This window comes from Gemmatimonadota bacterium, assembly GCA_009841265.1.
Classification (GTDB): domain Bacteria; phylum JAAXHH01; class JAAXHH01; order JAAXHH01; family JAAXHH01; genus JAAXHH01.
Genome location: VXMB01000014.1, coordinates 286,925 through 312,674, shown reverse-complemented (window position 1 = coordinate 312,674; position 25,750 = coordinate 286,925). Strand labels below are relative to the sequence as shown.

General features: G+C 64.1%; 18 protein-coding genes. 6 read left to right on the top strand and 12 right to left on the bottom strand.

The features are described 5' to 3' along the window. Positions 1-16: 16 nt before the first annotated feature. Genes F4X08_14005 through F4X08_13985 form a run of 5 tightly spaced genes read right to left on the bottom strand, consistent with a single transcriptional unit; the run spans position 17 to position 7,604 of the window. Positions 17-1,144, bottom strand: a complete 1,128-nt coding sequence (locus F4X08_14005; protein ID MYD26911.1) for an aminoglycoside 6-adenylyltransferase — start codon at positions 1,142-1,144, stop codon at positions 17-19. Further along, positions 916-3,675 carry a VCBS repeat-containing protein gene (locus tag F4X08_14000; GenBank protein ID MYD26910.1) on the bottom strand — a complete coding sequence of 920 codons (2,760 nt, stop codon included), beginning with the start codon at positions 3,673-3,675 and terminating at the stop codon, positions 916-918. Before F4X08_14000 ends, F4X08_14005 begins: the two co-directional genes overlap by 229 nt. A 47-nt stretch (positions 3,676-3,722) precedes the next feature. Next, complete coding sequence (locus tag F4X08_13995) at positions 3,723-4,976, bottom strand: DUF790 family protein (GenBank protein MYD26909.1); 1,254 nt, start codon at positions 4,974-4,976, stop codon at positions 3,723-3,725. Next, positions 4,970-6,367: a DEAD/DEAH box helicase gene (locus F4X08_13990; GenBank protein ID MYD26908.1), complete on the bottom strand. Its 1,398-nt coding sequence runs from the start codon at positions 6,365-6,367 to the stop codon at positions 4,970-4,972. Before F4X08_13990 ends, F4X08_13995 begins: the two co-directional genes overlap by 7 nt. A gap of 10 nt (positions 6,368-6,377) precedes the next feature. Continuing rightward, on the bottom strand, positions 6,378-7,604 hold the full coding sequence (locus tag F4X08_13985) for an aminotransferase class V-fold PLP-dependent enzyme (protein ID MYD26907.1): 1,227 nt from the start codon (positions 7,602-7,604) through the stop codon (positions 6,378-6,380). Between the two features lie 253 nt (positions 7,605-7,857). Here F4X08_13985 and F4X08_13980 point away from each other — a divergent pair, with 253 nt between their 5' ends. From F4X08_13980 to F4X08_13960, 5 genes are all read left to right on the top strand, one after another. Further along, positions 7,858-9,315, top strand: coding sequence for an arylsulfatase (locus F4X08_13980; protein ID MYD26906.1), 1,458 nt, complete (start codon positions 7,858-7,860; stop codon positions 9,313-9,315). Between the two features lie 211 nt (positions 9,316-9,526). Then, positions 9,527-10,630, top strand: a complete 1,104-nt coding sequence (locus F4X08_13975) for a DSD1 family PLP-dependent enzyme (GenBank protein MYD26905.1) — start codon at positions 9,527-9,529, stop codon at positions 10,628-10,630. A gap of 19 nt (positions 10,631-10,649) precedes the next feature. Beyond that, positions 10,650-11,540: a TauD/TfdA family dioxygenase gene (locus tag F4X08_13970; protein ID MYD26904.1), complete on the top strand. Its 891-nt coding sequence runs from the start codon at positions 10,650-10,652 to the stop codon at positions 11,538-11,540. A gap of 6 nt (positions 11,541-11,546) precedes the next feature. After that, positions 11,547-12,794, top strand: a complete 1,248-nt coding sequence (locus F4X08_13965) for an RtcB family protein (protein ID MYD26903.1) — start codon at positions 11,547-11,549, stop codon at positions 12,792-12,794. Between the two features lies 1 nt (position 12,795). Continuing rightward, entirely contained in the window at positions 12,796-13,956 is a 1,161-nt protein-coding gene (locus F4X08_13960; protein MYD26902.1) for a mandelate racemase/muconate lactonizing enzyme family protein, read from the top strand. A 57-nt stretch (positions 13,957-14,013) separates the two neighbouring features. On the opposite strand, the gene F4X08_13955 is transcribed toward F4X08_13960, so the two are convergent. The 4 genes from F4X08_13955 to rlmB form a co-directional block, all read right to left on the bottom strand. Next, complete coding sequence (locus F4X08_13955; protein MYD26901.1) at positions 14,014-15,795, bottom strand: peptide ABC transporter substrate-binding protein; 1,782 nt, start codon at positions 15,793-15,795, stop codon at positions 14,014-14,016. Between the two features lie 40 nt (positions 15,796-15,835). Next, entirely contained in the window at positions 15,836-16,981 is a 1,146-nt protein-coding gene (gene chrA, locus F4X08_13950; GenBank protein MYD26900.1) for a chromate efflux transporter, read from the bottom strand. Between the two features lie 3 nt (positions 16,982-16,984). Beyond that, entirely contained in the window at positions 16,985-19,696 is a 2,712-nt protein-coding gene (locus F4X08_13945; GenBank protein MYD26899.1) for a pyruvate, phosphate dikinase, read from the bottom strand. Positions 19,697-19,813: 117 nt separating this feature from the next. Next, a complete protein-coding gene (gene rlmB / locus F4X08_13940; GenBank protein ID MYD26898.1) occupies positions 19,814-20,557 on the bottom strand; it encodes a 23S rRNA (guanosine(2251)-2'-O)-methyltransferase RlmB in 744 nt (247 codons plus the stop codon). 270 nt (positions 20,558-20,827) lie between these two features. Between rlmB and F4X08_13935 the strand changes: the two genes are divergently transcribed. Beyond that, the gene (locus F4X08_13935; GenBank protein MYD26897.1) at positions 20,828-22,276 is read left to right on the top strand and encodes a lipopolysaccharide biosynthesis protein; all 1,449 of its coding nucleotides are present in this window, start codon (positions 20,828-20,830) and stop codon (positions 22,274-22,276) included. On the opposite strand, the gene F4X08_13930 is transcribed toward F4X08_13935, so the two are convergent. From F4X08_13930 to F4X08_13920, 3 genes are read right to left on the bottom strand one after another with little or no spacing between them, the layout of a single operon-like run. Next, on the bottom strand, positions 22,221-24,050 hold the full coding sequence (locus tag F4X08_13930; protein MYD26896.1) for a CRTAC1 family protein: 1,830 nt from the start codon (positions 24,048-24,050) through the stop codon (positions 22,221-22,223). The genes F4X08_13935 and F4X08_13930 overlap by 56 nt on opposite strands. Beyond that, positions 24,047-24,598, bottom strand: coding sequence for a hypothetical protein (locus tag F4X08_13925; GenBank protein MYD26895.1), 552 nt, complete (start codon positions 24,596-24,598; stop codon positions 24,047-24,049). Before F4X08_13925 ends, F4X08_13930 begins: the two co-directional genes overlap by 4 nt. After that, complete coding sequence (locus F4X08_13920; GenBank protein MYD26894.1) at positions 24,598-25,725, bottom strand: hypothetical protein; 1,128 nt, start codon at positions 25,723-25,725, stop codon at positions 24,598-24,600. The genes F4X08_13925 and F4X08_13920 overlap by 1 nt, the downstream gene beginning before the upstream one ends. Between the last annotated feature and the right edge of the window lie 25 nt (positions 25,726-25,750).

Here is a 25,750-nt window from a genome sequence, read left to right as displayed (position 1 = left end):
GCTCCAGTGTTAGGGTTCACACGAAGTCCTCGGCGTCCGGGTCCAGCCGCCTGATCTTCCCCATGTACGCCGTGACGCGCCGGTCGGTTTCGTGAGGATAGTCGAAATCCAACCCTTCGGCGACGGTAACGGCAAGACGCCGAAACAGCCGGGTCGCATTAAACAGGGCATCCCAGTTTTGATCCAGATCCGCTCCCGAATACGTGGACTCGATTTCCGCCCATGTCCCGGGGTCCAGGTAACGCTTGAACCAGCGGCCGTGTTTGTTGGTCGTAACCGACCAGTCGTTTTTCATGCCGATATTCCATTCGATGACTTTTTCAAGAAAAGGGGAATGAACTTTTCTGTTCATGTGCTTTGCCCAGTAGAGTTCATCGCGCCACAGGGCCTTGGCCACATAGATGATGTCCCACCAGAAATCGGCAACCAGTTCGTCGTATTCGTCCTTCGTAGGTCTTATAACGTGGTAGGCGCTGTGATAGGGCAGTATGGGGTCATGTACGATACGGTCCTTATCCAGCAGCACCCGGTAAGGTTCGGGCTCGCCGTTGAGGTCGTGCATGGATTCAGCGTTCGCGATGCTCCAGTCGATCCGTACGCCATCGTCATAGATCACCATGCGGCCAATCCTGACGTCATCAAACAAGGTTGGCAAGGGCGGCGAGCACGTCATCACGGATCCGAACGCTTCCAACCAGTTATCGTCCCGTTTGTAGGGTTCCAGGTCCCTGACGTACACGATCACGTCGTAATCCGACAACAGGTCGACCGTGTCGTTTCCATCGACCCGGCCACTCGACAGGACCAGTCCTCTGATCTGATCGTCCGCTTCCGCCCAGCGTTGTATCTCATCGAAGACTTCCGACGCCTTGCGCATGCTCTGTTCTCCGGTGATCCATCCGCCGACCTGGTCCGTCAGCCCGTTTCCAGCCGGACTTCCGTGACCCTCGGGGTGCTTCCCCCGTTTTTCGCGCCCAGCGCGAGCCGGTACTGTACCCACGGTCCCGCGCCTTTGTCCCGTACCGGCTGGGGTGTTTCGTACCAGGTGCCCGCTCCCCCGGCGCCATGCCACGCCGATCGTGCCAGTGCTTCCACCGAGTCCGCCCACCGGACCTGGGCATGCACCCAGGTGCCCGGGCCGCATTCCGCTTCCCAGTCGATGCCGGCCACGGCCTGTCCCCGGGGTATCTCGTGCGGCGCCGAGACATAGTATTCTTCCGGACCCGCGTCCAACATGTTTCCCGTCTGCACGGCGGTCATGCCGTGGGGGCCGGTCGTGGGCAGCCGGGTGACCCTCCTGGCGTCGAAACCATCGGGACCGTTCCACCAGACGGCGGAATGGCCGACATGGTCGCCCTCGACCTTGTGATAGGCGACGGCGAGGTCGACGCGGCCGTCTCCGTCGAAATCCGCGGCCACGCAGCCCGACGCGGAATGGGTGAACAGCCGGGTGCGGTCGTCGGCCGAGAATCCCCGGCCGGCACGGTTCCAGTAGATGTAGGAATCGATGTCCCGCACGCGGTTGTCGTGGTAGGAGCAGACGAAGAGATCGAGCAGGCCATTCCCGTTGAAGTCCATGATGGACATGGCGTTCACCGCGTTGGACGGCAGGAGGGTGCGGCGGTCCTCGCGTAGCCCGTCGGGACCGTTCCAGTAGATGTGTACGAAGGAGTCGTGGGGCGCCCCGATCGACGGCTCGTGTCCACCGATGACCAGGTCGGGATACCCGTTCCCGCTGAGGTCCGCCGCCCGGGCGCAGGCGCCGTGCCACACGGAAAGCGCCTGGCACCGGTCCATGCTGAAGCCTTCTGGCCCGCCCCAAAGGATGAAACTGTAGTCGTCGGCGATCTGCGGCACGACCAGGTCGAGCCAGCCGTCGCCGTTCAGGTCGACGAGGAAGATCCAGCGCGGATCCTTGTACACGACACCTTCGTATTCGAGGCGGATGCGCTCCGTTCGTCCGTAGTCGAAGCCGTCTTGTCCGCCGTAGAAGATGACGATATCCGGATTATCGAATCCGCAGAAGACGAGGTCCAGGTATCCGTCCCGGTCCAGGTCCGCGCAACAGACCCCGTGAGCCCGCACGGTCGGCAGGCGCACGTCCGGTTCACTCCCGAATCGCCCTTCCCCGTTGTAGTATACGTAGGACCCCGGATCCTGGCGGACCGAGTTCTCGGACGCGTTGGCCAGGATCAGGTCGGGCAACCCGTCGTCGTTCAGGTCACACCGGAGCGCTTCCACCGCGCCCCACCCCGGCACTTCCTGGCGGTGTTCAGGGTCAAACCCGTCGGGACCGCCGTGATAGACGCAGACGGGGATGTCGCCCCTCAGGTTCCGGCTGAACTGGTTGATGAAAACGGTCTGCGGAAGGGGATCGTCCGATGCGCGGGCCATGCGGACCAGCAGCACCCGCCGGGCGTCATGGGTCTCGAGGACGCGCGGCGGCGCCAGCCCGTCCCGGCCCCAGCGGTACGCCAGGGATTCCGATGTATAGCTTTCCGGCGTATGGGTCTGACAGATCACGATCTCGGACCGGCCGTCTCCGTCCAGGTCCCCAACGGCCGCATCGCAGGCGTAACGGCTGGGGATCGCCGTGCGGTTCTGATCGCTGTACCCGCCCTCGTTCCCGTCGTGGTACAGCCACGAACATTCCTCCCCGCCGTGGCGGTCCCGACAGGCCACGACCAGGCTGCATCGTCCGTCGCCGGCCAGGTCGCCCGCGGCGGCGGCGAAGGCGTTCCGGCAGGATAGCCGGACCGGCGTCCCGGCCACTCGTCCCCCTTCGAAAGGCACGAGATAGACCGCATCTGTCCGCGCGACGAATACATGGGGCACACCCCGGATCCGGAGCACGGAGACCAGCGGGACAGCGGGATCGACCTCTTCGGGATAGCCGTCGAGGTCCTGGTCAGCCTGGTCAGCCTGGTCAGCCTGGTCCGGTCTATCCGGCGGGTCGGCATCGACGGAGACGTCGGATGATCGTTCCGGCACGATTCCGTCCGGGCCGCCCCAGTATACCCGGACATCCCCCCGGGCGGTCCTGATGACCAGGTCGGCGAACCCGTCGCCGTCCACGTCGCAGGACGCGGCCTGGTCTGCCTCGATATCCAGGTCCCGGTAGCCCTTCGGCTCGAACCCCAGCGCCGTCTGAGGAAACAGCCGCAACCTACCGCCGGAAACGAAGGCCAGATCCGGCCTGCCGTCGCCGTCGAAATCCCCTGCGGCCACCGAAGTGCAGCAGGGCGCGGGCAGGTACTGCACACGCCCTTCGCCGAGTCCGTCCGGGCCACCGTAGTACAGGAACGCGTTGAGATCCCGCCGGATGCCATTGTAGAACATGCCGACGACCAGGTCGTCGTATCCATCCCCGTTCAGGTCGGCGACGACCCCCGTTCTTGCCCCGTCGGAGGGCAGGAACCGGGAGGTGGTCCGTCCGAGTACCTCATGATACAAGGTGACCGGAGGTTTTTCACCGTGGTTCTGGCTGTTGCAGAAGACGAGGTCTACGTGGCCGTCGCGGTCCAGGTCGAACTGGTGAATGCGTTGCAGCACCCCCGCTCGCGACACGTAGAGATTCTGGCCGCCATTGCTGAAGGCGCCCCGGCGGAAGGCCTCGAAACCCCGGGTAATCCATGACGATGAGACGGAAGTGGAAGGAGGGGAGGACATGGCCATAACCTATGGCACGGCGGTCGTTCAAATCAACCCATTTATGCCGCTTCTCAGTGATCGAACAGGTCCAGCGTCGCCGGAGATTCTCCAGGGGTCTCAGCCGTCATGGCGTCGAGGATTCCGAGGATGTCGCGGGCCACGGGCGTCCGCCGGAATCTGTACACCTCACCCGGCAGCCCCGACGAGGATTCGTCGTCCACGGCGAGATCGTCGGAAATCGCCAGGATCAGGTTGGGAGGGCCGTGGCGCCTGAGTAGGTCGAGACGCGTCCGGACCGCCGAGGAACGCCAGAAACCGAGGAAATCCAGGTACACTTTCGTCCCTGCGGCCGGATGGGTAAAGACATAATCGGGGACCAGTACGCCCCGGCCTCCGAGGTCGATGATTTCCGATCCGGCAGCCATGCGCCAGACCGTTTTCAGCCGGCCGAACCGTTCTTCGAGCCAGGCCACCTCCTCGGGTATCCACTGGCCCGTGGAAGGGCCGATGGGTTTGAGTCCCGTTTCGGGAGTGAGCGTGAACACGCCCTCCCGGCGCCTGGCGCCCCAGGTCACGGAAGCGGCGATCCGCCAGTTCCCGCAGTGCAGGACCGCGGGAAGAAACTGGGCGATCTGCAGTCCGTAGCGCTGGGAGGACTTGAAGAGCGCCATGGGGCCGTCGATATGAATATGGTATGCCCCCGGACCGGTCTGCCGGATCTCGTGGAGCAGCCGGAAGAACTTCAGCTTCCGGAAGAGGTCGCGGTAACGGGCCGGGGTCTCGCCCTCGACATGCAGGTCGAGTTCCGTCGCCCGGAACAGGGCGGCCTGGGCCAGCGCGACGTTGTACCTGCCCAGGAGCCACTCCGGGGTGCAGGACTTGAAAGACTCCAGCCGCTCGGCCGCCTTGAGATCGGCATAGAAGGCCTGGTCGACCTCCTTTGCTTCGATGCCGGCCGATTTCGCCGCCTCGGCCAGAACGGCCTCCCGGTCGATGCGGACCTGGTCCGTGTTCCGGTAAGCCGCCGCCGCTGAATCGAAGATTTCGCTTCGCAGTTCCACCGGGTCGACGGGCGAAGCGGCCGCGAACGTGCAGCGATCCTTCAACAGCTTGCTCAGGCCGCGATGAAACAGGAATTCCGTTCCCGCACCCGTGATATCCGCGAGTTCTTCGTCGAGTTCCTGCCGGGATCCGCCTACATGGCCGTCGAAGGCGCGGATCAGCGTTTCGGCCACGCCCAGGTGGTCCCCGCTCGCTTCGTCGATGTAGGGAAGCTGGATCTGTCCCTTGCGGAACCGGACGCGGAGCAGGTCGCCCGTCAGCATGTCGCGTTCTCCTGAGCCGGCGGCTTCCGGTAGGCACTGTGCTGCCTGCGCCGGGTACTCGCGTATTCCTCGCCCGTCTGCTCGGCCACCAGTTCGTAGAGCAATGCGTGCTTCCCCTCGACGCGGCGCAGGATCCGGCCGAGACGCTGCACATGCTCTCTCACGCTGCCGGTGCCGGAAAGTACCACAGCGATGTTGGCTTCGGGGACGTCGACCCCTTCGTTCAGCACGCGGGACGTGACCAGGAAGGGGTACCTGCCCGCGTTGAACGCCGCCAGGATGTCCTGGCGCTCCTTGACCTTAGTCTGGTGCGTGATGGCGGGGACGAGGAACCGTCGCGAGATTCGGTATACCGTTTCGTTGTCGCTGGTGAAGATGAGCATGCGGTCGCGGCGGTGCTGGCGGATCAGCCGTTCCAGGACGCGCAGCTTGGCCTGCGAACCCTGGGCGATGGCCTTCTGGGCCCGGTAGGCCGTGAAAGCCCTCCGTCCCTCCTCGCTCCGCGACGTCGCCGCCAGGAAACGCACCCATCCACCTGGGCCGGACAGGGCGATCCGCTGGCTGTCCAGGAACGCCCGGTAGGTGTTTCTCGCCTCCTGGTACTCCGTGCGCTCTTCCGGCGAAAGACGCACGCTGATCTTTATGGTCTCGTATCCGGAAAGGTATTCCCCGCTCAGCGAACGGATCTCCTGGCGGTAGACCGTATCGCCGATCGCGTCCCGCAGGAGGTGTTCCGCCCCGTCCTCCCGTTCGAGCGTGGCGGTCAATCCCAGCCGGTAGGGCGCCAGCGACAGGTCCGCGGTCATCAGGTAGGAGGGGCCGGGCAGGTGGTGGCATTCGTCGAAGACCACGAGTCCGAACTGATGGCCGAACCGCTCCATGTGCAGGTACGCGGAATCGTAGGTGGACACGGAGACGGGCTCGATGTCGTAGTATCCCCCGCCGATCAGCCCGACTTCGGTGTCGAACTGGCTGGAAATCACGCCGTACCACTGCTGCATCAGGTCGATGGTCGGAACGACGACCAGCGTGCCGCGCTGGACGCGGGCCATGCACATGAGCGCGACGAAAGTCTTGCCCGCGCCGGTCGGCAGTACGACGATGCCCCGTCCGCCCGCCTTCCACCAGGCGTCCACGGCCTCCTGCTGGTAGGGAAAGGGGGACCGGTCCGACTGGAAGGACAAGTCCAGCTTCCCGTAGGACCGGGCGTCGTCCTGGTGGGGGATGCCCCGGTCGTTGAGCCGGGTGATGATCTCGCGGTAATGTCGCGCCGGCGCGCGGTGCAGCGCCACCCGCCGGTCGAACGCGCAGCCGGGCAGGGACAACGCGTCCACCTGGTCCCGGTCGCCGTGCACCAGGATGGTCCCGCGGTCGAATTCGAGTCTGAGCATGGGTTCCGGGTCAATCCCGTTCTTCGAACAGCTCGTCCCGCCGGGTGGCGAGCACCTCCTTCAACGCGTCGATGAACCGGTCGATATCCTCGTAACTGTCGTAGAAGTGCGTGGATATGCGGAAGACGGGCAGATGGCCGGCCCGCGTGCCGGCGATCTGTATGCGATACTCCTTCCACATGAGCTCTACGACTTTGCTGAGATCGCAGCCGTCTATGGTGAAGGAAGTCAGGAATCCGGACATCTCGGGTCCGGAGGGCACGGTTATGCGGGCGCCTTCGATCTCCGTCGTGATCAGTTCGCGCAGGTACCGGGCCAAACCCAGGCAATAAGGTCTGATCCGGTCTTCCCATCCTATGCCCAGTTGAAAATCGATGGCGGCGCCCAGTCCGGCGAAGTGCGTCGTGTCGTGTGTCCCCGTCACGTCGAACCGGCGTGCGTGGGTCACAGGGAAGGTATTGTATCCCAGAATGGGCGCCGGCAGCGCGCTCAGATAGGGATCCGCGACATAGCAGATGCCCGTCCCCTTGGGCGCGAGCAGCCACTTGTGCGTACTGCTGGCATAGAAATCGCACCCCCATGCTTCGATATCGACCGGCACCATGCCGACCGCGTGCGCGCCATCCACCACGGCCACGGCGCCGTGGTCGTGGGCCAGGGTGGTCAGTTCGTCAACGGGCGCAACAAGACCCGTGGTGCAGTAGACGTGGGAGAAGACCATGACCTGGGTGCGTGGCGTGATATAGGCGGCGAAGGCGTCGACGATCTCCCCCGGGGTATCGGGCGGCGTCGGCAGGGGAACCTTCCGGATCAGCACGTGCTGTGTCCTGGCCATGTGTTCCCACATGCGCTGGACGGAAGGGTATTCCTGGTCGCTCATCAACACCTCTCCGCCGGGCTGCAGGGGCAACCCGCGGGCGGGGACGTTCATGCCCATCGTGGTGTTGAGTACCAGGGCCACGTTTTTCGCGGAAGCCCCGGTGAAATCGGCGACTTTCTCGCGGGCCGACTCTACCAGGGACCGCATGAGCCCGCCGCCCTGGTTGCGCAGCGGGTTCTTCTCCACCTGCCGCAGCCAATCGATCACCTGCTCGATGACCGGTCTCGCCGATGGACCCACCGAGCCGCCCTGGAGAAAGGTCACGCCGTCGTCGAGATAGAACTGGCGCCGTATGTCCGCCCAGAATGCCCGCTCTTCATCAGTTAAGGGTTTGTCTCGCGCAGCCATGGGGCGCATGCCTCCTTTGACGGGATCCCGAGGTCTCGAACATTGACGGTCCTGCCCTGCATGAAATGTGGAGGAGACCGCCCCAATGTCAAGGGGATTAACGGCTTAACGGAAGTCGTATACCATGGTCATATGCCGTGATGCGAGGAAGGCTTCCGATCTTGACAGCAGACACGGGACACGTAAGTTATGAATCCCATTCGCCGGGCTCATTGCCGGACTCCGCGTCATCCAGGAGCGCGTCATCCAGGAGCAGAAAACCATGTCCCGTCCCAACGTCATCTTCATCATGGCGGACCAGATGCGCGGCGACTGCATGAGCTGCGACGGACATCCAGTGGCGGAAACACCCAACCTGGACCACCTGGCCGCACGGGGCGCACGGTTTCCCCACGCCTACACGGCGGTCCCTTCCTGTATTCCCGCCCGTTCGACCGTGATGACCGGCATGGACCAGTGGCACACCGGCGTTCTCGGTATGGGACGGGGACAGGGACCGATACCCAACGACTTCCCCCATACCCTGGCCGGCACACTGTCGGACGCGGGATATGCCACCCACCTGGTCGGGAAGGGCCACTTCACGCCGCAGCGGGCGGACATGGGCTTTCAGTCATCGGAACTGGACGAGTCCGGCCGCCTGATCGCCCAGGGCCTGCGGGACGAGTACCGCCGGTGGTTCGACCGGGAGAAACGGCGCGACATCTCGCCTGACGATCACGGGGTCAACTGGAACTCTTGGATCGGGCGTCCCTGGCATACGGAGGAATACCTCCATCCGACGGCCTGGACCATGAGCCGGGCGATCCATTACATCGCGCGGCGCGACCGCGCGAAACCCTTCTTCCTCAACGTCAGCTTCGCCCGGCCCCATTCGCCCTACGTGCCGCCCGCATGGTACTTCGACCTGTACCACGACCGGGAGACCCCGACGCCGTACATCGGCGACTGGGCGGACATGCACGACGTGCCCTTCGACGCCACGGACGTGAATGCCTGGCACGGGAAGCAGTCGGCCGCGCGCATCCATCGCGGCCGGGCCGGGTACTACGGGGAGATTTCCTTCATCGACACGCAGATCGGCCGGCTCAAGAACTGGATGGAACGGCACGATCCGGCGGCCTGGTCCAACACCTGGGTCATCTTCACGTCCGACCACGGAGACATGGTGGGCGACCACCATCTCTGGCGCAAGACCTATGCCTACGAGGGCAGCGCGAGGATTCCGCTGATCGTCTGCCCGCCGGCTGCCTGGGACGAAAAGGTCAACGCTCCCGTTCCGGACGGCGTGGCCGAACTCCGCGACATCATGCCCACGATCCTGGACGCGGCCGACGTGGACGTGCCGCCCACGGTGACAGGACAAAGCCTCCTCCCACTTATGCGGGGGAAAACCGAAGGCTGGCGAGACTACCTGCATGGCGAGCATTGCTGGTGCTACGCGCCTGAACAGGAGATGCAGTACGTGACGGACGGCCACCGGAAGTTCATCTGGCTGCCGCGAATCGATCAGAAGCAATTCTTCGACCTGGACGAGGATCCCGGCGAGTGCCGCAACCTGGTGGGCGACCCCGCCTATGAAGAAGAAACAGGAAAGTGGGAAGGGTATCTCGTGTCGGAGCTCGAGGCGCGAGACTGCGGATGGGTCGTGAACGGCCGGCTGCACTGCCCGGACGGACCTCTGGTATCCCCTTTCAAAGACGTTCGGTACCAGGGTTGAATCAATAGTCCAGCTATTTCCATGATGTCCTCCTGTGTTTGGGTACCGATACACTAATCGTCCTTGACGGAGCGTTGCCGAGGTGATACAAAATAGTCAGTCAGCACGGCATTGCGAATTCTCGAACAATTTGAGGGACGTCGTGCCCAAATCTGCAGAAAGCCGTTGCCGATCATGAGATCGAAACGGCGCATCGGCCGAGTCTCAACACGTGAGGGAACACACTTTGGACGAGATCGGAACGCGAAAGGAAGATCTGGACACCCCGGTCCTCTGGGTTGACCTGGATCGTCTTGAAAACAACATCCGCACCGTGGGGCAACGGCTGAAGGAAGCCGGCGTGGACTGGCGCCCGCACATCAAGGGGGTCAAGATTCCGGCGATTGCCCACAGGCTGCTGAAGGCCGGCGCTATCGGCGTCACCTGCGCCAAGCTCGGTGAGGCCGAGGTCATGGCCGCGGGCGGCGTCGAGGACATCCTCATCGCCAACCAGGTGGTCGGACCGCCGAAATACATCCGCCTGGCCCATCTCTGCAGGCAGGCGGACGTGAAGGTCGCCGTCGACAGCGACGCCACGCTGGAGGATCTGGGCCGCACCGCGATGGAAACCGGCGTCGAGGTCGGCGTGCTCGTCGAACTGAACACGGGCATGGAGCGGGCCGGCGTCCGGCCCGGCGAACCGGTCGTCGAGCTTGCCCGGCAGGTCCACCGGACCCCCGGCCTGCGTTTCCGGGGGGTCATGGCCTGGGAAGGACACGCCTGCGTGGATGAAGGCTCCGACTGGAAACACGGGGAGATCAGGCGGGCCGTGGGAGATCTCGTGGACTCCGCAGAGCACTGCCGGGCCGAAGGACTGCCCTGCGATATCGTGAGCGGCGGCGGGAGCGGCACGCTGTCGGTCACGCCCGACCTGGAAGGAATCACCGAGATCCAGGCCGGCGGCGCGATCTTCAACGACGTGATGTACACCCTGTGGGGGGTTCGGACCGACCCCGCCATCTTCGTGCACGTCACGGTCACCAGCCGCCCTGAACCGGACCGGCTGATCGTGGACGCCGGGTTCAAGACGGTGCCCGCGTGGTTCGGCATGCCCATGCCGGTGGGCGTCGATGACGTGGTGAGCGTGCGCATGTCCGCGGAACACGGGACCGTGACCTTCACCGGTCCGAATCACGAGATCGCCGTCGGGGACAAACTCGACCTCATGGTGGCGTACACCGACGTCACCCTGTTCCTCCACGACCACCTCTACGGGATCCGCAACGGGGTCGTCGAGACGGTCTGGCCCATTCTCGGCCGCGGAAAACTGCGCTGATCCAGAAAACGCTTCCGGCATGACTGAAACTACCAATTACACTTCGCTGACCCGGTCCGGGTTCGGTGCCGAACTCGGGGACGTGGACCTCGCACGGCTCGATGAAGCCATGGTCAAGGGGGCCGTGGTCGCTTTTCACGCGGCGGGTGGACTAGTGGTCATCCGTAACCAGGGACATATCGAACCCTCCCATCTCCGCCGGTTCGTAACCCGGTTCGGGACACCCGAGGGCAACGAGAAATATGATCCGGCCTTCCTGGTTCCGGGGTTCCCCGACATCCTGCGCATCGGGAACGCGAAGGAGAACGGAAAGTACACCGCGCTCTTCATCCAGGCGGACCCGCCGCCGCTGCTGTGGCACATGGACGATTCTTTCCGCCATCCCCAGCCCGTCGGATCCTGCCTGTTCTGCATCCGCACGCCCCCCGAGGGCGGGGAAACGGGCTTCGCGGGCATGACCGCGGCCTATGAGGACCTGCCGGACGAAGTCAAAGCACGCACCGATTCCATCCGGACCGTCCATTCCTACAATCATCTCAACGAACTGCTCAGGAAGAAGAATCCGCACCGGCCGCCGCTTAGCGAAACACTACTGGCACAGTTTCCCCCGATCGTCCGGCCCCTGGTCGCGCGACACCCGGAGACCGGACGAAAGTCCCTCTACCTGCCCCTTTGCCACATCGAATCCGTCGAAGGGATGTCGCCCGCGGAGGGATCGGCACTGCTGAACGATCTGCAGGCCCACGCGACCGGAGAAGACTACACCTACATGCACCGGTGGCGTCCGGGCGATCTGGTGGTCTGGGACAACCGGTGCACGCTGCACGCCCCGACGCCCTTTGACGACACGCGTTACGAACGGCTCATGTTCCGGCTCACCTTCAGTGGACGCCAGATTGCCGGCTTCTGAGAGGACATGACCGCTTTGGGAAATCGCATACCCTACCAGCAGTGGGGACGGGATCTGGACGCGCAGTCTATCCAGCAGATGGAGCGGGCCTGCGCGCTTCCCGTGGCCGTAGCCGCCGCGCTGATGCCGGACGCCCACGTGGGTTACGGCCTGCCCATCGGCGGCGTGCTGGCCACGGACAACGCGGTCATTCCCTACGCCGTGGGCGTCGACATCGCCTGCCGGATGAAACTGACCGTCCTGGACCTGCCGCTGGGCACGCTGCGGCACGACCGGGGTACGGACCGCCTGAAGAAGGCCATCTCGGCGGAGACGCGCTTCGGCGTGGGGGCCCGATTCAAGAAGCGTCGGAACCACCCGGTCCTCGACCGGAACTGGTCCGTCTCTCCCGTGACCAAAAAAGCGAAGGACAAGGCCTGGAGCCAGCTGGGCACCAGCGGGAGCGGCAACCATTTCGTCGAATTCGGCGAACTGACGTTGAATGAGCCGTTGAAGGGGCTCGATACCGGCACCTACCTCGCCCTGCTTTCCCACAGTGGAAGCCGGGGGACCGGCGCCATGGTCGCCTCCCATTACAGCAGGCTGGCCATGTCCATGCGCCCCGAACTGTCCCGGGAACAGCGGCACCTGGCCTGGCTGGACCTGGACACCGAGCCGGGACAGGAATACTGGGCAGCCATGGAGCTTATGGGCCATTACGCGGAGGCCAACCACGCGTGTATACACCGGCACATGGCCGGCCACCTCGGTGTGGAAGTGTTGCTGGACCTGGAGAACCACCACAATTTCGCGTGGAAGGAAATGATCTCCGTCCCCGGCCCGTCCGGCCAGCGCGACCGGCACGGCCAGTCCGGCCTGCACGGCCGTATACCTGACCGGAAAGCAATCGTACACCGCAAGGGCGCTACGCCGGCAGGCCCGGGCGTGCTGGGCATCATACCCGGCTCGATGGCGAGCCCGGCCTTCGTGGTCCGCGGAAAGGGCAATCGCGCGTCGATGAACTCCGCCGCCCACGGCGCCGGCCGCGTGATGAGCCGGAAACGGGCGATCCGGAGCCTGAACTGGCAGGACGCCAACCGGCTGCTTCGGGAGAAAGGCGTCACGCTCATGTCCGCCGGTCTCGACGAAGTCCCCTTCGTATACAAGAATATCGAAGCAGTGATGGCGGCGCAGACCGACCTGGTGGAGGTGATGGCCCGCTTTGAACCCAGGCTGGTGAAGATGGCGCCGGCCGGCGAGCGACCGGAGGACTGAGATGATGAAAGTATCGAACGTCGAAGCTTTCGCGGTACGAATCCCGAGAGAAGCCGGCCAGGAATTGCGTGAACGCAGCCCCGGTGCGCCTTCCGCCTATTTCATCCCGGAAAACAGGCATGCCTTCAAGTCCGACAGTCACGAGACCCTGGTGGTGCGCATAACGACCGAAGAGGGCCTGGTCGGCTACGGCGAAGGGCAAAGTCCCATATTGCCCGATACGACGCGGACCATCGTGGATGACCTGTGCCGTCCCGTTCTGATCGGCGCGGACCCCTTCGACGTGGAGTTCCTGTGGCAGCGTCTCTTCGACGGCATGCGGGAAAGGGGACATCCGACCGGCTTCTACGTCGACGCCCTCGCCGCGTGCGACATCGCCCTGTGGGACCTGAAAGGAAAGGCGCTGGACCTGCCGGTCCATAAACTGCTCGGGGGAAGGTTCCGGGACCGGGTCGAAGTTTACTCAGGATGTGCCGGTCGCGACCCCGCCACCGCGGCGGACCGGGCCGAAAGACTCGTGGCCGCGGGCTATCGCGGACTGAAACTGTCCCCCTCAAGGGACCGCGCCGGTACCGTCGCCTTCGCCAGGGCCGTCCGCGAGCGCGTCGGTCCGGACATCACCGTCATGGTGGACGTGCATACCGAGTTCGACGTGGCCGAGGCGATCAGGCTGGGCCGGGAACTGGAAGCACTTGATATCTACTGGCTGGAGGCGCCGACCCTGCCCGAAGACCTGGCGGGTCACGCGGCCGTGACCCGGGCGCTGGACATGCACGTCGCCAACGGTGAGTGGTACCGCACCCGGTTCGAGATGAAGGAAGCCTTCGACCGGAGGACCTGCGACGTGGTTATGCCGGATATCGGGCGTACGGGGCTGTCCGAGGGGAAACGCATCGCCGTGCTCGCGGAGACCTACAACATCCCCGTGTCACCCCACATAGGAGGAGGCGGGGTGCTTTCCACCGCCGCGACCATCCAGCTGTCCGCGGCCATCCCCAACTTCCTGGTCATGGAACACGGCCACGAATCCTTTCTCACACGGTGCCGCTACGCGCTGGAAGCCCCGCAACCCAAAGATGGCGCTTTTCCGGTGACGGACGATCCCGGCCTGGGTGTCCGGATCGACGATGAAGCACTGGAAGGTTTTTCCCGTCCCGCATAGCGTGCCGCAACACTCGATCCACGGCGACTTTAGATAAAACGCTGGATTCGCACTGCATCAGTCCAGGGCGGACTTGAGCCAGTCCCAGAGGCCGCGGCTGCGCGGCTGATCCTCCGTTTCATGATCCGTATCCCTGAAATACCCGTTCATCCAGGTCAGGTTGGACCAGACCTCCATGCCGAGGCGGTTGGGCTGGAGGGTAGGGCTATAGAAATCGGGTTTCCAAAGGCGGTGTTCCACCGGAAACCAGAGGAAGATGCCACCCACGTCTTCCACCAGCCTGCGTTCGGCGGCGTGGTAAATGGCGAACCGTTCATCGGGCGGCCCCATGAACTCGTTGCCCTCGTGAATCAGCCGTTCGAAGGTGTCGTCGTGCCAAGCGTGGCGCCCCCTGGACCGCCAGAGCCCGAGCAGGTTGGCCGGATCCGGAAAATCCTGGCTGTAGGCCACCAGGGCCAGCGTCACCTCGTGGTTGTTTAAGCCGTCGGTGAACACCTTGCGTTCGATGACCCTGACCCCGACCCGTACGTTCAGCGCTTCGGCGATCATCGCCTGGATGGCCTCCGCGGGAAGCCGGGTGGACTGGTAGTCGTGGGCACGGATCCAGATATCGACCTGGGGAAACCCCTTTCCGTCGGGGTACCCGGCCTCCGCCATCAACTGCCCGGCCCGTTCGGGATCGTAGGGCAGCATATCGCGGAAGACCTCCGGTTTCGCGCCGGGGAATCCGGGGGCCAGCATGCTGTAGGCCGCCACGCCCACGTCCTTCAGGGCGGAGTCCATCAGGGCCGTGCGGTCGATGGAGTGTGCGAAGGCTTGCCGGACGCGCAGGTCGTCGAAAGGCGGATTGTACGTATCCATGGTCATGTAGAACGTGACGAAGTTGACCATGGAATGCAGTTCGCGGCTGAGTACCGGGTCGCTCTTGACCCTTCCCAGGGCCGCCTGCCCGTTCAGGAGGATCATGTCCACCTCGTCGGCCGTATAAGCCGAGAGCATGAGCGGCACGGCCGACTGGGAGAACACCCGGATGATCACCTGATCGAGAAGGGGCGGCATGGACCCCCGGTACATCGGGTTGGCGTCCAGGATGATGATCTCGTTCTTGCGCCATTCTGTGACCTTGAAGGGGCCGGACGAAATATGGGTCTCCGCCCGGGTCGCCCATTCGTCACCGTACTTGGCCACCGCGTGCTCCGGCGAAGCCCAGCTCATGATGAGGTTGAAGGGCAGGTAGGGCACGGGCTGCTCGGTATGCACGGCCAGCGTCGTATCGTCTATCGCTTCCACGCCCAGCGAATCGACGGGCAGCCGCCGGCCGACGACGGCGCTCCAGTTCTTGATGATGCGGTAGTGCCATTCGAAGTCGTAGGCATTGTCCGGATCCGCCCCCCGGCGGAAGGTAAAGACGTAGTCATGGGCGTTGAAGGGCCGGCCGTCGTCCCACTGCATCCCGGACCGCAGGTGGAAGAGCCACGTATTGCCGTCCGGCGTGGCCTCCCAGGACTTCGCGGCGGCCGGAACCAGGTCGTAGTTGTGGTCCTGGCGGACCAGCGGCTCGGAGATGAGGTTGGTGGCCGGACTGCGCCTGTAAATGGTCTTGAACCACTCCATGTACGTTCCGTCCATCTCGAAGAACCGCAGTCGCTGACGCTCCGGCGGCGCCGCGTCTTCGGGCAGCTCGACGCCGATGGAGTTGACCCGCTGGGCGGAGAGTTCCGGGGCGGTGAGCAATACGAGCAGAAAGAGGAATGAGGCGATTCGTCGCATGGTCAGATACGAAGACAAAACATGAACAGGTCCGGCTATGATGGATTGGGCCTTATGTAATATCCCCATTAAACCGATATATACAAGGAATACCGGCTTCGTTATCCCGTCACCCCAGGACGGCTTGCAGCATCCCCGCCACGGCAAAGAACGCGACCAGCGCCAGGATCGGCAGACGCAACACCCTGAGCAGGAAGAACCCGATGATGGCGAGCGCGAGATCCAGGGACGAAAATACGGCGTTGACGAACACGGGCTGGTAGAGCGCGGCCAGCAGGAGTCCGACCACCGACGCGTTGACCCCCGCCACCGCGCCCGCGGCGCCCGGCTTTCGCGCCAGGGTCTCCCAGGTGTCGTGGAAGGACAGGATCAACAGGAATCCCGGAAGGAAAATGCCGAGGACCGCGATCAACGCGCCGGCCAGCGCGTGATCCGGGTTCATTCCGGCGCCCAGGAACGCCGACATGGCGAACATGGGGCCCGGAATGGCCTGGGCGGCGGCGTAACCGAGCAGGAAACGATCGATGGGCAGCGCGTCGCCCACGGTCTGCTGGAGCAGCGGCAAAACGACGTGTCCGCCGCCGAATACCAGGCTGCCGGCCTGGTAAAACCGGGAAAGCAGATCAAGGTCCGGCGAAAGGCTCGCCAGGAGCGGAAGACCGATGAGGAGCAGGAAGAAGAGGGCCAGCGGCAGCCAGGAGAAACAGAGCCGGCCTCCGGGCGGCGCCTCCGGAGCGCGCAGAAAGCGCCAGCCGGCCAGCGCGCCTGCCGCCAGGACCGCGAACTGGGTCGCCATCGAAGGAGCGATCAGCAGGGCCGACGCGGTCAGAATGCAGAGCGCCCCGGTGAGGCGGCGCCGGCAGAAGGTGGAATACATGCCCAGCACGGCGTCGGCGACCACGACCACGGCCAGCAGTTTCAGTCCCTTGACGAAACCGCCGAACCAGACCGTGTCCGTCACCGTGCTCCCGGCGATGGCAAGCAGGTACAGGAGCACGAAGGACGGCAGCGTGAATCCCAGGAACACGGCGACGCCGCCGGCGACGCCCGCCCGCTGGTACCCGATGGCAAAGCCGACCTGGCTGGAAGATGGTCCGGGAAGGAACTGGCTCAGGGCCACGAGCCGGCCGTAGGAGGCTTCGTCAAGCCACTTCAACCGGTCCACGAAGGCGGTCCGGAAGTATCCCAGGTGGGCGACGGGACCGCCGAAGCTGATACATCCCAGGGCCAGGAATCGCCAGAAGAGTTCCCACATGATTCAGGGTGCCTGGTCGGACAGCGCCGCCCGGGCCGCGGCCAGGCAGGCGATGGGCACGCGGTACGGAGAGCAGCTGACGTAGTCCAGGTCCACGCCGTGGCAGAATTCTACCGAGGCGGGATCGCCGCCGTGCTCGCCGCAGATGCCCACCTTCATGCCATCCCGCGTGGCACGGCCGCGCTCGACGCCGATTTTCACGAGTTCCCCGACGCCGCTGCCGTCAATGCTCACGAAGGGGTCTTCCGGCCAGATCTCGGCATGCAGGTAGTCGGGGATGAACCTCGCGTCGTCGCGGGAGAGTCCGAAAGTAGTCTGCGTCAGGTCGTTCGTCCCGAAGGAGAAGAACTCCGCTTCCTCCGCGATCTCGTGGGCGGTCAGCGCCGCCCGCGGCAGCTCGATCATGGTACCGATCTGGTAGTCCACCTCCACGCCGGTCTCCGACTGCACTTCCCGGGCCGTCCGGCGGACGACCTCGGCCTGCAGACGCAGCTCGTTGATGTGGCCGACCAGGGGGATCATGATCTCCGGGATGGCCTTGATGCCGCGTTTCACGCAGTCGCTCGCGGCTTCGAAAATCGCCCGGGCCTGCATCTCGGTAATCTCGGGGTAGGCGATACCGAGCCTGCACCCACGGTGTCCGAGCATGGGATTGGCCTCCCGCAGGTCCTCCAGCTTGCGCTGGTAACGATCCACCGGCACGCCGGTCTGCGCGGCGAGTTGTCCGATGGCCTCGTCCTCGTGGGGGAGGAATTCGTGCAGGGGAGGGTCGAGCGTGCGGATGGTAACGGGGTAACCGTCCATGACTTCGAATATCCCGATGAAATCGCTTCTCTGGATCGGCAGCAGCCTGGCCAGCGCCTTCCGGCGGCCGGCTTCGTCATCGGCCAGGATCATCTCCCGGACCGAATCGATCCGGTCTTCTTCGAAGAACATGTGCTCCGTCCGGCAGAGGCCGATGCCCTCGGCGCCGAAGGCGCGCGCGGTGGCCGACTGATCGGGCTGGTCCGCGTTGGTCCGCACCTTAAGCCGGCGGTTCCGGTCGGCCCAGGCCATCAGGCTTTCGTACCGCTGATAGACCTCCGAATTCTCGGACGACATGGATTTCTGCAACAGGACCTGCAGCACTTCGGAGGGAATAGTCGGAATGGCGCCAGCCATGACCTCCCCGGTGGACCCGTCGATGGAGATATAGTCCCCTTCGGCGATGACCTGTTCGCCGACGCGCATCTGACGGGCGGCGTAGTCGATATCCAGTTCCCCGCAGCCGGCGACGCAGACCTTGCCCATCTGGCGGGCGACAAGCGCCGCGTGGCTCGTCATGCCGCCCCGGGCGGTCAGGATACCTACCGCGGCGTTCATGCCGCGTATGTCCTCGGGCGACGTCTCGATACGTACCAGGATGACCTGGTCGCCACGGTCCGCCCAGGACTCGGCATCGGTGGCGTTGAACACCACTTTACCCGATGCCGCGCCCGGACCGGCGTTGAGGCCCCGGGCCAGCACCCGTCCCTCGTGCTCCGCGCGGCGCTTTTCCTCCACGTCGAATACGGGGCGCAATAGCTGGTCGAGCTGGTCGGGTTCCACGCGCCGCAGGGCTTCCTGCTCGTCGATCAGCCCTTCCCTGACCATGTCCACCGCGATTGTGATCGCGGAGAAACCGGTACGCTTCCCGACACGGCACTGCAGCATCCACAGTTTGCCGCGCTGGATGGTGAATTCGATATCCTGCATATCCCTGTAATGGGACTCCAGCGTATCGCAGATCTCTACCAGTTGATGATAGGCGTCCGGCATCTCGCCCTGAAGCTGCTCGATGGGCCGGGGGGTGCGAATGCCCGCCACGACGTCCTCGCCCTGGGCGTTGATGAGGTATTCGCCGTAAAACCGTTTCTCGCCGGTCGCGGGATCGCGGCTGAAGGCGACCCCCGTGGCGCAGTCGTCGCCCATGTTGCCGTAGACCATGGCCTGCACGTTGACGGCGGTGCCCCATTCATCCGGGATGTCGTTCAACTTCCGGTACACCACGGCGCGTTCGTTGTTCCACGAGCCGAACACGGCCCCGATAGCTCCCCAGAGCTGCTCGCGGGGATCGTCAGGAAAGTCGGCGCCCGTGCGCGCCTTGATCTCGGCCTTGAACTCGGCGACCAGCGCCTTGAGGTCGGCGGCCCCGAGTTCCATGTCCTCCGTGACGCCGGCGCGGGCCTTCCTGCGTTCCAGCAATGCCTCGAAGGGATCGTGATCCTCATCGTCCGCCGGACGCACGCCCATGACCACGTCTCCGTACATCTGTACGAATCGCCGGTAGCTGTCGTAGGCGAAGCGTTCGTCACCCGACTGTGCGATCAGTCCCTCGACAGTGGCGTCGTTCAGGCCGAGATTCAGAATGGTGTCCATCATGCCGGGCATGGAAGAACGGGACCCGGACCGGACGGAAACCAGCAGCGGGTTTTCCGCACTGCCGAAACCGGCGTCCATGACGCCCTCAACCTGCGCCATCGCCTGCTGGATCTGTTCGTCCAGTTCCGCCGGGTACCGGTGGTCGTGATCGTAGAAATAAGTGCATATCTCCGTTGAGATGGTGAAGCCCGCGGGAACGGGAATGCCGAGGTGGCTCATCTCGGCCAGATTGGCGCCCTTGCCGCCCAGAAGCTCCCGAAAGTCCGCGGATCCATCCGCCTCGCCGCCGCCAAAGTAGTATACCTGTTTCGCCATAACGCTACCGTGCTCCTTTACTCCGTTCAGCTACTTTTTTCAGTCCCGTCTGCAGGTCCTTTCGCCAGAAAACACAGGGCGGTAGCATAACGCCGCGAAGCAACCGTGTCAACCGATTTACCCGTCCTCTATTTCCTGGCGCTGGCGAAAGACCTCGTACAACACGAGGGCCGCCGCCACGGACGCGTTGAGCGAATCCACGTGCCCGGCGACCGGAAGCCGCACCACTTCGTCGCAGTTGCGCCGGACCAGGGGCCTCAGTCCCTTGCCCTCGCCGCCTATGACGAGCGCCACGGGGACGGTATAGTCCATTTTGCTGAAAAGCGAAGGGCCGTCCGCCGCGAGGCCCACGAGCCAGACGCCCGCTTCACGAAGCGCCTGCATGGCGTGGTTCATGTTCGCCACCCGCGCGACCGGAACGTGCTCGCTGGCCCCGGCGGAAGCCTTGACCGAGGCGGCGGTCAGTCCCGCCGCGTTTCGACGGGGTATCACGACGCCGTCGACGTGGACCGCGTCCGCGGTGCGAATGATGGCGCCCAGGTTGTGGGGATCCTGTATGCCGTCCAGCAGGACGAGGAAGGGGGGAGATTCGGACCGCCGGGTCGAGGCCAGGATATCCGCCATTTCGGCGTATTGGTGGCCGGCCACCGTGGCGACGACCCCCTGGTGCCTGCCGTCGGTAAGACGGTCCAGCCGGCGGCGTTCGGTGAACTCGAACACGACGCCCCGCTTCCGGGCGAGGCCCAGGATTTCGGCCACGTCCTGGCGCGCAACCCCTTCGGCGATGTAGATCCGGTTGAGGCTCCGGCCCGCCTGCAGGGCCGCCCTGACCGGGTTCCGTCCGTAGATGACTTCCGACATGGCTTCGTCCGTTCGTGAAGGATATTTGACCATCCCGCTCGGCACCCGGTCAAGATAAGGAACCGGCGCCGCCGCAACGAACCTTTTTCGCCCGACGGCGTTCAATACCGAAGTCCGGCTGTGCCGACGCGACAGGGATTCCGGCGGTCGAGCCCACCCGTAATTGCTTGACGTCCCCGGCGGCCGCCGGTACCATATCGGTGCTCAGCGCCTGGCTTCCGCCCCCTACCGAGGCGGTGAGAACCCTGACCGCCCGCAAACTCAGGATCCATGTTCCAAGGCCTCAAGAGACTCACCACCCATTCGGCGATCTACGGTCTCAGCGACGTACTGGGCAGGTCCATGGCCTACCTGCTGGTACCGGTGTATACCCATGTCATGCCCGTGGAGGAATTCGGCTACTACGGGCTCGTATATACCTTCATCGCGCTGGCGAACGTCGTATTCCTCTACGGCATGGATTCGGCCTTTCTCAGGTATTACGTACTCGAGGAAGACCGCAAGCGGGATACGCTGAGCACCGGCTATCTTACCATGCTGTTCACGTCGGCCGGGCTCGCCGTGGTCATCGTCCTGTTCTCCGCCCGGATCGCGCCCCTGATCGCCGTCTCCGCTTCCCTGACTTCGTACGTCCAGCTGGCCGCCGCCGTCCTGGCACTGGACGCCCTGAACGCCATTCCCTTCGCGCGGCTCCGGGGTGAGGGCAAGGCCACGACGTTCGCCTCTCTCAAGCTGATGAAGGTCATGATCGAACTCGGGGGAAACTGCTACCTCGTCGTCGTGCTCGACATGGGACTGCAGGGCATTCTGATCAGCAACATCGCCGGTTCCGGGATCGTTTTTCTCATCCTGGCGGGCATCACCCTGCGGCACATGTCCTTCTCCTGGTCTCGCGGAACGATGGGGCGGCTCCTGGGATTCGGCCTGCCTTACGTGCCCGCCGGCGCCTGCATCATCATCATCGAAACCATCGACCGCCTGATGCTGGAACGGATGGCCGGCACCGAAACCCTCGGCATTTACCATGCGGCCCGCAAGCTGGGCGTCGGCATGCTCATCTTCGTCACCATGTTCCGGCAGGCCTGGCAACCCTTCTTCCTGGAGACTTCCAGGGAGGAGAACCCCAGGCCGCTGTTCGCCCGCGTGCTGACCTACTTCCTGGCCATTGCGGGCGGCGTCTTCCTGGCCCTTTCCTTCCTCATCGACGACCTGGCCCGCATCTCCATCGGTGGCTATACCCTGATCGAGGCGTCTTACTGGGAAGGGATCGGCGTGGTGCCGATCCTGCTCGCGGCGTACGTGCTGTATGGGATATATGTCAACCTCACCGTGGGCGTCTACCTGGAGAAGAAGACCATCCTACTCCCCTTCATCGCGGCCGCGTCGGCCCTGGTCTGCATCCTGACGAACCTCTGGCTCATCCCGGAATTCGGCATGTACGGGGCGGCCACGGCCTCGGCGGCCGCCTACGCGGTGATGGTGGCCGGGTTATATCTCGTGGGCCGAAGGTATTACCCGATACCCTACGAGTACATCCGACTGTTCAAGGTGATCCTGGCGTGCGGAGTGCTGTTCGCGGTGCGTGAACTCACCGAAAGCGCCTGGCCCGGGGAGATCGCCCTGGTCGCGGCTTACCCGGTGGCGTTGTGGGCGATGAGATTCTTCAACGCCGGAGAAATGGCGTTCGCGAAACGATACCTGCGCCTTCGCGGATCGTGACAAGCTGGCCGCCTTCTACGCCGGTTGCGATGTCTCTCCCGCCGCTGGGCCAGTCCACGATGATCGAGTCCGCGCCGGCATGGGCGCCGAGTCCGAAGTGAGCCCTGAGGTCATTGGCCGCCAGGTAGCTGTAGGCACTTCGAATTTCCCGCGACTGTCGCACGGCATCCGTGATCACGGTGACCCGCGCACCGATGCCGTTGCGATTGCTCCGGACGCCCTCGGTGGCGACGAGCAGGCTGGCGGGACCGGGCTGACCGGCGCCGTCACTTCCGCCGTCACTTCCGCCGGCGCCGTCACTTCCGTCACTTCCGCCGCCTTCGCCGGTCCCAGTCACGCCGGCCGCACCGCCCGCGCCTCGCCCGTTAATCCCGTCGTTTCGCAGCAGCAGCGGGACGTCGTTCACCGTAGTGACCAGCACGTCGATGTCGCCGTCGTTGTCCACGTCCCCGAAGGCCGCGCCGCGGTGCACGCGCTCCACCTGGAAGGATGGGCCCGCTTCAGGGCTGACGTCGGTGAACACGCCGTCTCCCTCGTTCCGGAACAGCTGATTGGTCTGCGCGTAGGTTATCGTCGGATCGAACAGGGAGATGTTGTCGATCACGTGGCCGTTCGCCGCGAAGATGTCCAACCACCCATCGTGGTCGAAATCCTTGAAGGCCGTACCGAAGCCCAGGAACAGGAGCGTGGGATTGCCCACGCCCGCGCCGAAAGTCGTTTCGGTGAAGGTGCTGTTTCCGTTGTTCCGGTGCAGCGAGTTGGGTTCCAGGGAGAAATTGGTCACGTAGATATCCGGCGACCCATTCCGGTCGTAGTCTCCCATATCCACCCCCATGCCCGCCCGGGCGACACCGTCTTCGCCATAGGCCACGCCCGCCAGCAAGGCCATGTCGGTAAACGTGCCGTCGCCGTTGTTCCGGTACAGGAAATCCGGCGTCAGGTCGTTGGCCACGAAGATATCTGTCCATCCGTCGCCGTCGTAGTCGCCTCCCACGACCCCGAGGCCCTTGCCGTCCGGATTGGCGATGCCCGCCTCCGCGGAGACGTCCGTAAACGAACCGTCGCCGTTGTTCCGGTACAGCAGGTCGGCCGCACCCTCGTAGATGTCGGGTCCGCAGTAGGACTGGATGCCGTCCCTGGAGCAGCGCCTGTTGGCCTCGAAGTCGAATTCGACGTACGCGCACACGTAGAGGTCCAGGTGCCCGTCCCGGTCGTAGTCCAGGAATGCCGCGCTGGTGGAGAACGTGGGATTCCTCGGTACCGTCAGATTCGCACGGGCGGTCACATCCCTGAATGTCCCGTCCCCTTGGTTCCGGTAGAGGATGTTCGCCCCGTAGTTCGTGACGAACAGATCGTCGTCGCCGTCGTTGTCGTAATCTGCGACGGCCAGGCCCATCCCGTAACCCCCCGCGTTGTCCACGCCGGCCTGGACGGTCACGTCCGTGAAGGATCCGTCGCCGTCGTTGCGATAGAGGATGCTGGAAAGGGGCTGGTCGGGCACGAAACCCGGGATGGCCGCGCCGTTGAGCAGGTAGACGTCGAGGTCGCCGTCCCCGTCGTAGTCGATGAACCCGCCGCCGGACGCCACCGTTTCGAGGAAGTAGTACCGGCCCGATTTGCCGTTGGTGTGCCGGAACGTGATCCCGGCCGAAGGCGCGATGTCCGTGAACTGCACGACCGGCCGGGCCGCATCAGGACGATGATCGGGCTGGCCGGGCTGTCCGCAGGAAGGGGAAAGGAAAAGGGAGGAGAGAAGTACCGGCGCCCATTTCAACGGCGTTTTCTCATGAGTACGACGGTCATGGCCACGAGGGCAAGCACGCCCAGGCTGACCCCGGCGACGAGAAAGCCCGATACCGGTTCCCTGACCAGCGGAACCTCGAAGGCGACACTCGCCTTCTGTTCACCACGCACCGCAAACTCCACCTCGACGTGATGTACGCCTGGAACGCGCCGGGTCCACATGATCGGGCGGTCGATGGCCTCGGCTTCGGCGCTGTGGTAATGCGTGTATACGTTGCCCTGTGGATCCGTGATCCCGATCCGGAGGACGCCCGCGTAGTATTCGCCCGACGACCTGCGCTGGACGTAGGACACGAACCGCGCGTCGCCGCCGAGATCGTAGGCCTTGAAGGTCAGTATGTACCCGGCATCCATGTCCCGCGCTTCATCGACGACGGCCTGCTCGGAGAAGGTATATCCGACGAACGTGCCGCCCGCCACCTGATCGTCGCTGGGCGCCCCGTTGCAGCCGGGGGCCGTAACCGCCAACGTGAACGCCGCCGCGAACGCCAGCACGAAGCCTGTCATGTTACCGCGCACTAGTTGTACTCCTCAGGAAAAACGAAGTGGTACCGGACGACTCTGTCCTCTTCCAATTCCGCGAAATAGATCCGGCCCTGCCGGTCCACGTGCATGGGAACGCCAACCTCGTCGAACTGCGCCGTCATTTCCCACTTTCCATCCGGCCTGAAGAAATCGAACCACCGATCCAGTTTCGTCATCTGCAGTCTGGGCATACCCATCGCGTTGAGACCGACCTGTTCGAATTCCTGGTACTGGATAGAATTGACGATCCGTCCGTCGGGCAGAACGGCCAGGCCGCCGGACACGCCCACGGGCGGCGGCCGCCGCGTGGTCGTCCAGCGCGCCATGGGTTTCATATCGAAGGAAGTGGTTCGGTTGAACTCCAGTTCCAGTCCGTTTACCCGGTCGAATTTGCGGATCCAGTAGGGGTGTCTCGCGGATACGACCACGTATCCGTCCTCCGTCGTTTCCATGGCCGCGTCGGAATACGCGATGAATTCCTTGAGCGTTCCCGAGCGCCGCAGGGTCTCCATCGGATTGTAGAACTTGGTGATCGGATCTCCTTCCGGACTGTATTTGTAGATGAGATCGTGCTGCGTAATGACGAAAATGAGCACGTTGCCCTCGGCATCGATGCGTATGCGGCGAGGCTTCGTTACCTGCGTCGACCAGATGTCCGCGAAGGTGAGGTCCGGATTGAATACCGTGACCCGGTCGAGTTCGAAGTCCAGCACGAACAGTCTACCTTCATCATCCAGCGCCATGTCTACTGGAGACTTGAACTGTAGCGGTCCTACGCCTAACGACCCTACGGCCGTCTGAAAGGCACCGGACTCGTCGAATTTGGAAATCTGTTTCTGGTCCGAATCGGCAATATAGATGTTGCCGCTTCGATCCGTGGTGATCCCGAATACCGAAGCAAAGGACCGGCCTTCGCCTCCTTCGATCACCAGGTCTTCTTCGAGCGTGACGTCAGCTGTTTGATCGGGTGCGTGCCGGACCGGGGCGTCGCTGATGACCCTTGAAGCGCCCGCGACCACTTCCGTCCTCCCACGCCACATCCCGTCATCGTCCGCTTCCGAGCAACCCATCAGCAGTACCGCGGCCAGGAGCGGCAACGCTCCGGACTTGAACCCCTTCATCCGCTTCTCCTTCCGGTACGTCCAT

Bases quoted from the DNA above. Each gene is read 5' to 3' on its own strand.
- F4X08_14005 (MYD26911.1), bottom strand. From the start codon at position 1,144: ATGCGGCCCGGGCACCTGGGTGCATGCCCAGGTCCGGTGGGCGGACTC.
- F4X08_14000 (MYD26910.1), bottom strand. From the start codon at position 3,675: ATGGCCATGTCCTCCCCTCCTTCCACTTCCGTCTCATCGTCATGGATT.
- F4X08_13995 (MYD26909.1), bottom strand. From the start codon at position 4,976: ATGCTGACGGGCGACCTGCTCCGCGTCCGGTTCCGCAAGGGACAGATC.
- F4X08_13990 (MYD26908.1), bottom strand. From the start codon at position 6,367: ATGCTCAGACTCGAATTCGACCGCGGGACCATCCTGGTGCACGGCGAC.
- F4X08_13985 (MYD26907.1), bottom strand. From the start codon at position 7,604: ATGCGCCCCATGGCTGCGCGAGACAAACCCTTAACTGATGAAGAGCGG.
- F4X08_13980 (MYD26906.1), top strand. From the start codon at position 7,858: ATGTCCCGTCCCAACGTCATCTTCATCATGGCGGACCAGATGCGCGGC.
- F4X08_13970 (MYD26904.1), top strand. From the start codon at position 10,650: ATGACTGAAACTACCAATTACACTTCGCTGACCCGGTCCGGGTTCGGT.
- F4X08_13965 (MYD26903.1), top strand. From the start codon at position 11,547: ATGACCGCTTTGGGAAATCGCATACCCTACCAGCAGTGGGGACGGGAT.
- F4X08_13960 (MYD26902.1), top strand. From the start codon at position 12,796: ATGATGAAAGTATCGAACGTCGAAGCTTTCGCGGTACGAATCCCGAGA.
- F4X08_13955 (MYD26901.1), bottom strand. From the start codon at position 15,795: ATGGGGATATTACATAAGGCCCAATCCATCATAGCCGGACCTGTTCAT.
- chrA (MYD26900.1), bottom strand. From the start codon at position 16,981: ATGTGGGAACTCTTCTGGCGATTCCTGGCCCTGGGATGTATCAGCTTC.
- F4X08_13945 (MYD26899.1), bottom strand. From the start codon at position 19,696: ATGGCGAAACAGGTATACTACTTTGGCGGCGGCGAGGCGGATGGATCC.
- rlmB (MYD26898.1), bottom strand. From the start codon at position 20,557: ATGTCGGAAGTCATCTACGGACGGAACCCGGTCAGGGCGGCCCTGCAG.
- F4X08_13935 (MYD26897.1), top strand. From the start codon at position 20,828: ATGTTCCAAGGCCTCAAGAGACTCACCACCCATTCGGCGATCTACGGT.
- F4X08_13920 (MYD26894.1), bottom strand. From the start codon at position 25,725: ATGAAGGGGTTCAAGTCCGGAGCGTTGCCGCTCCTGGCCGCGGTACTG.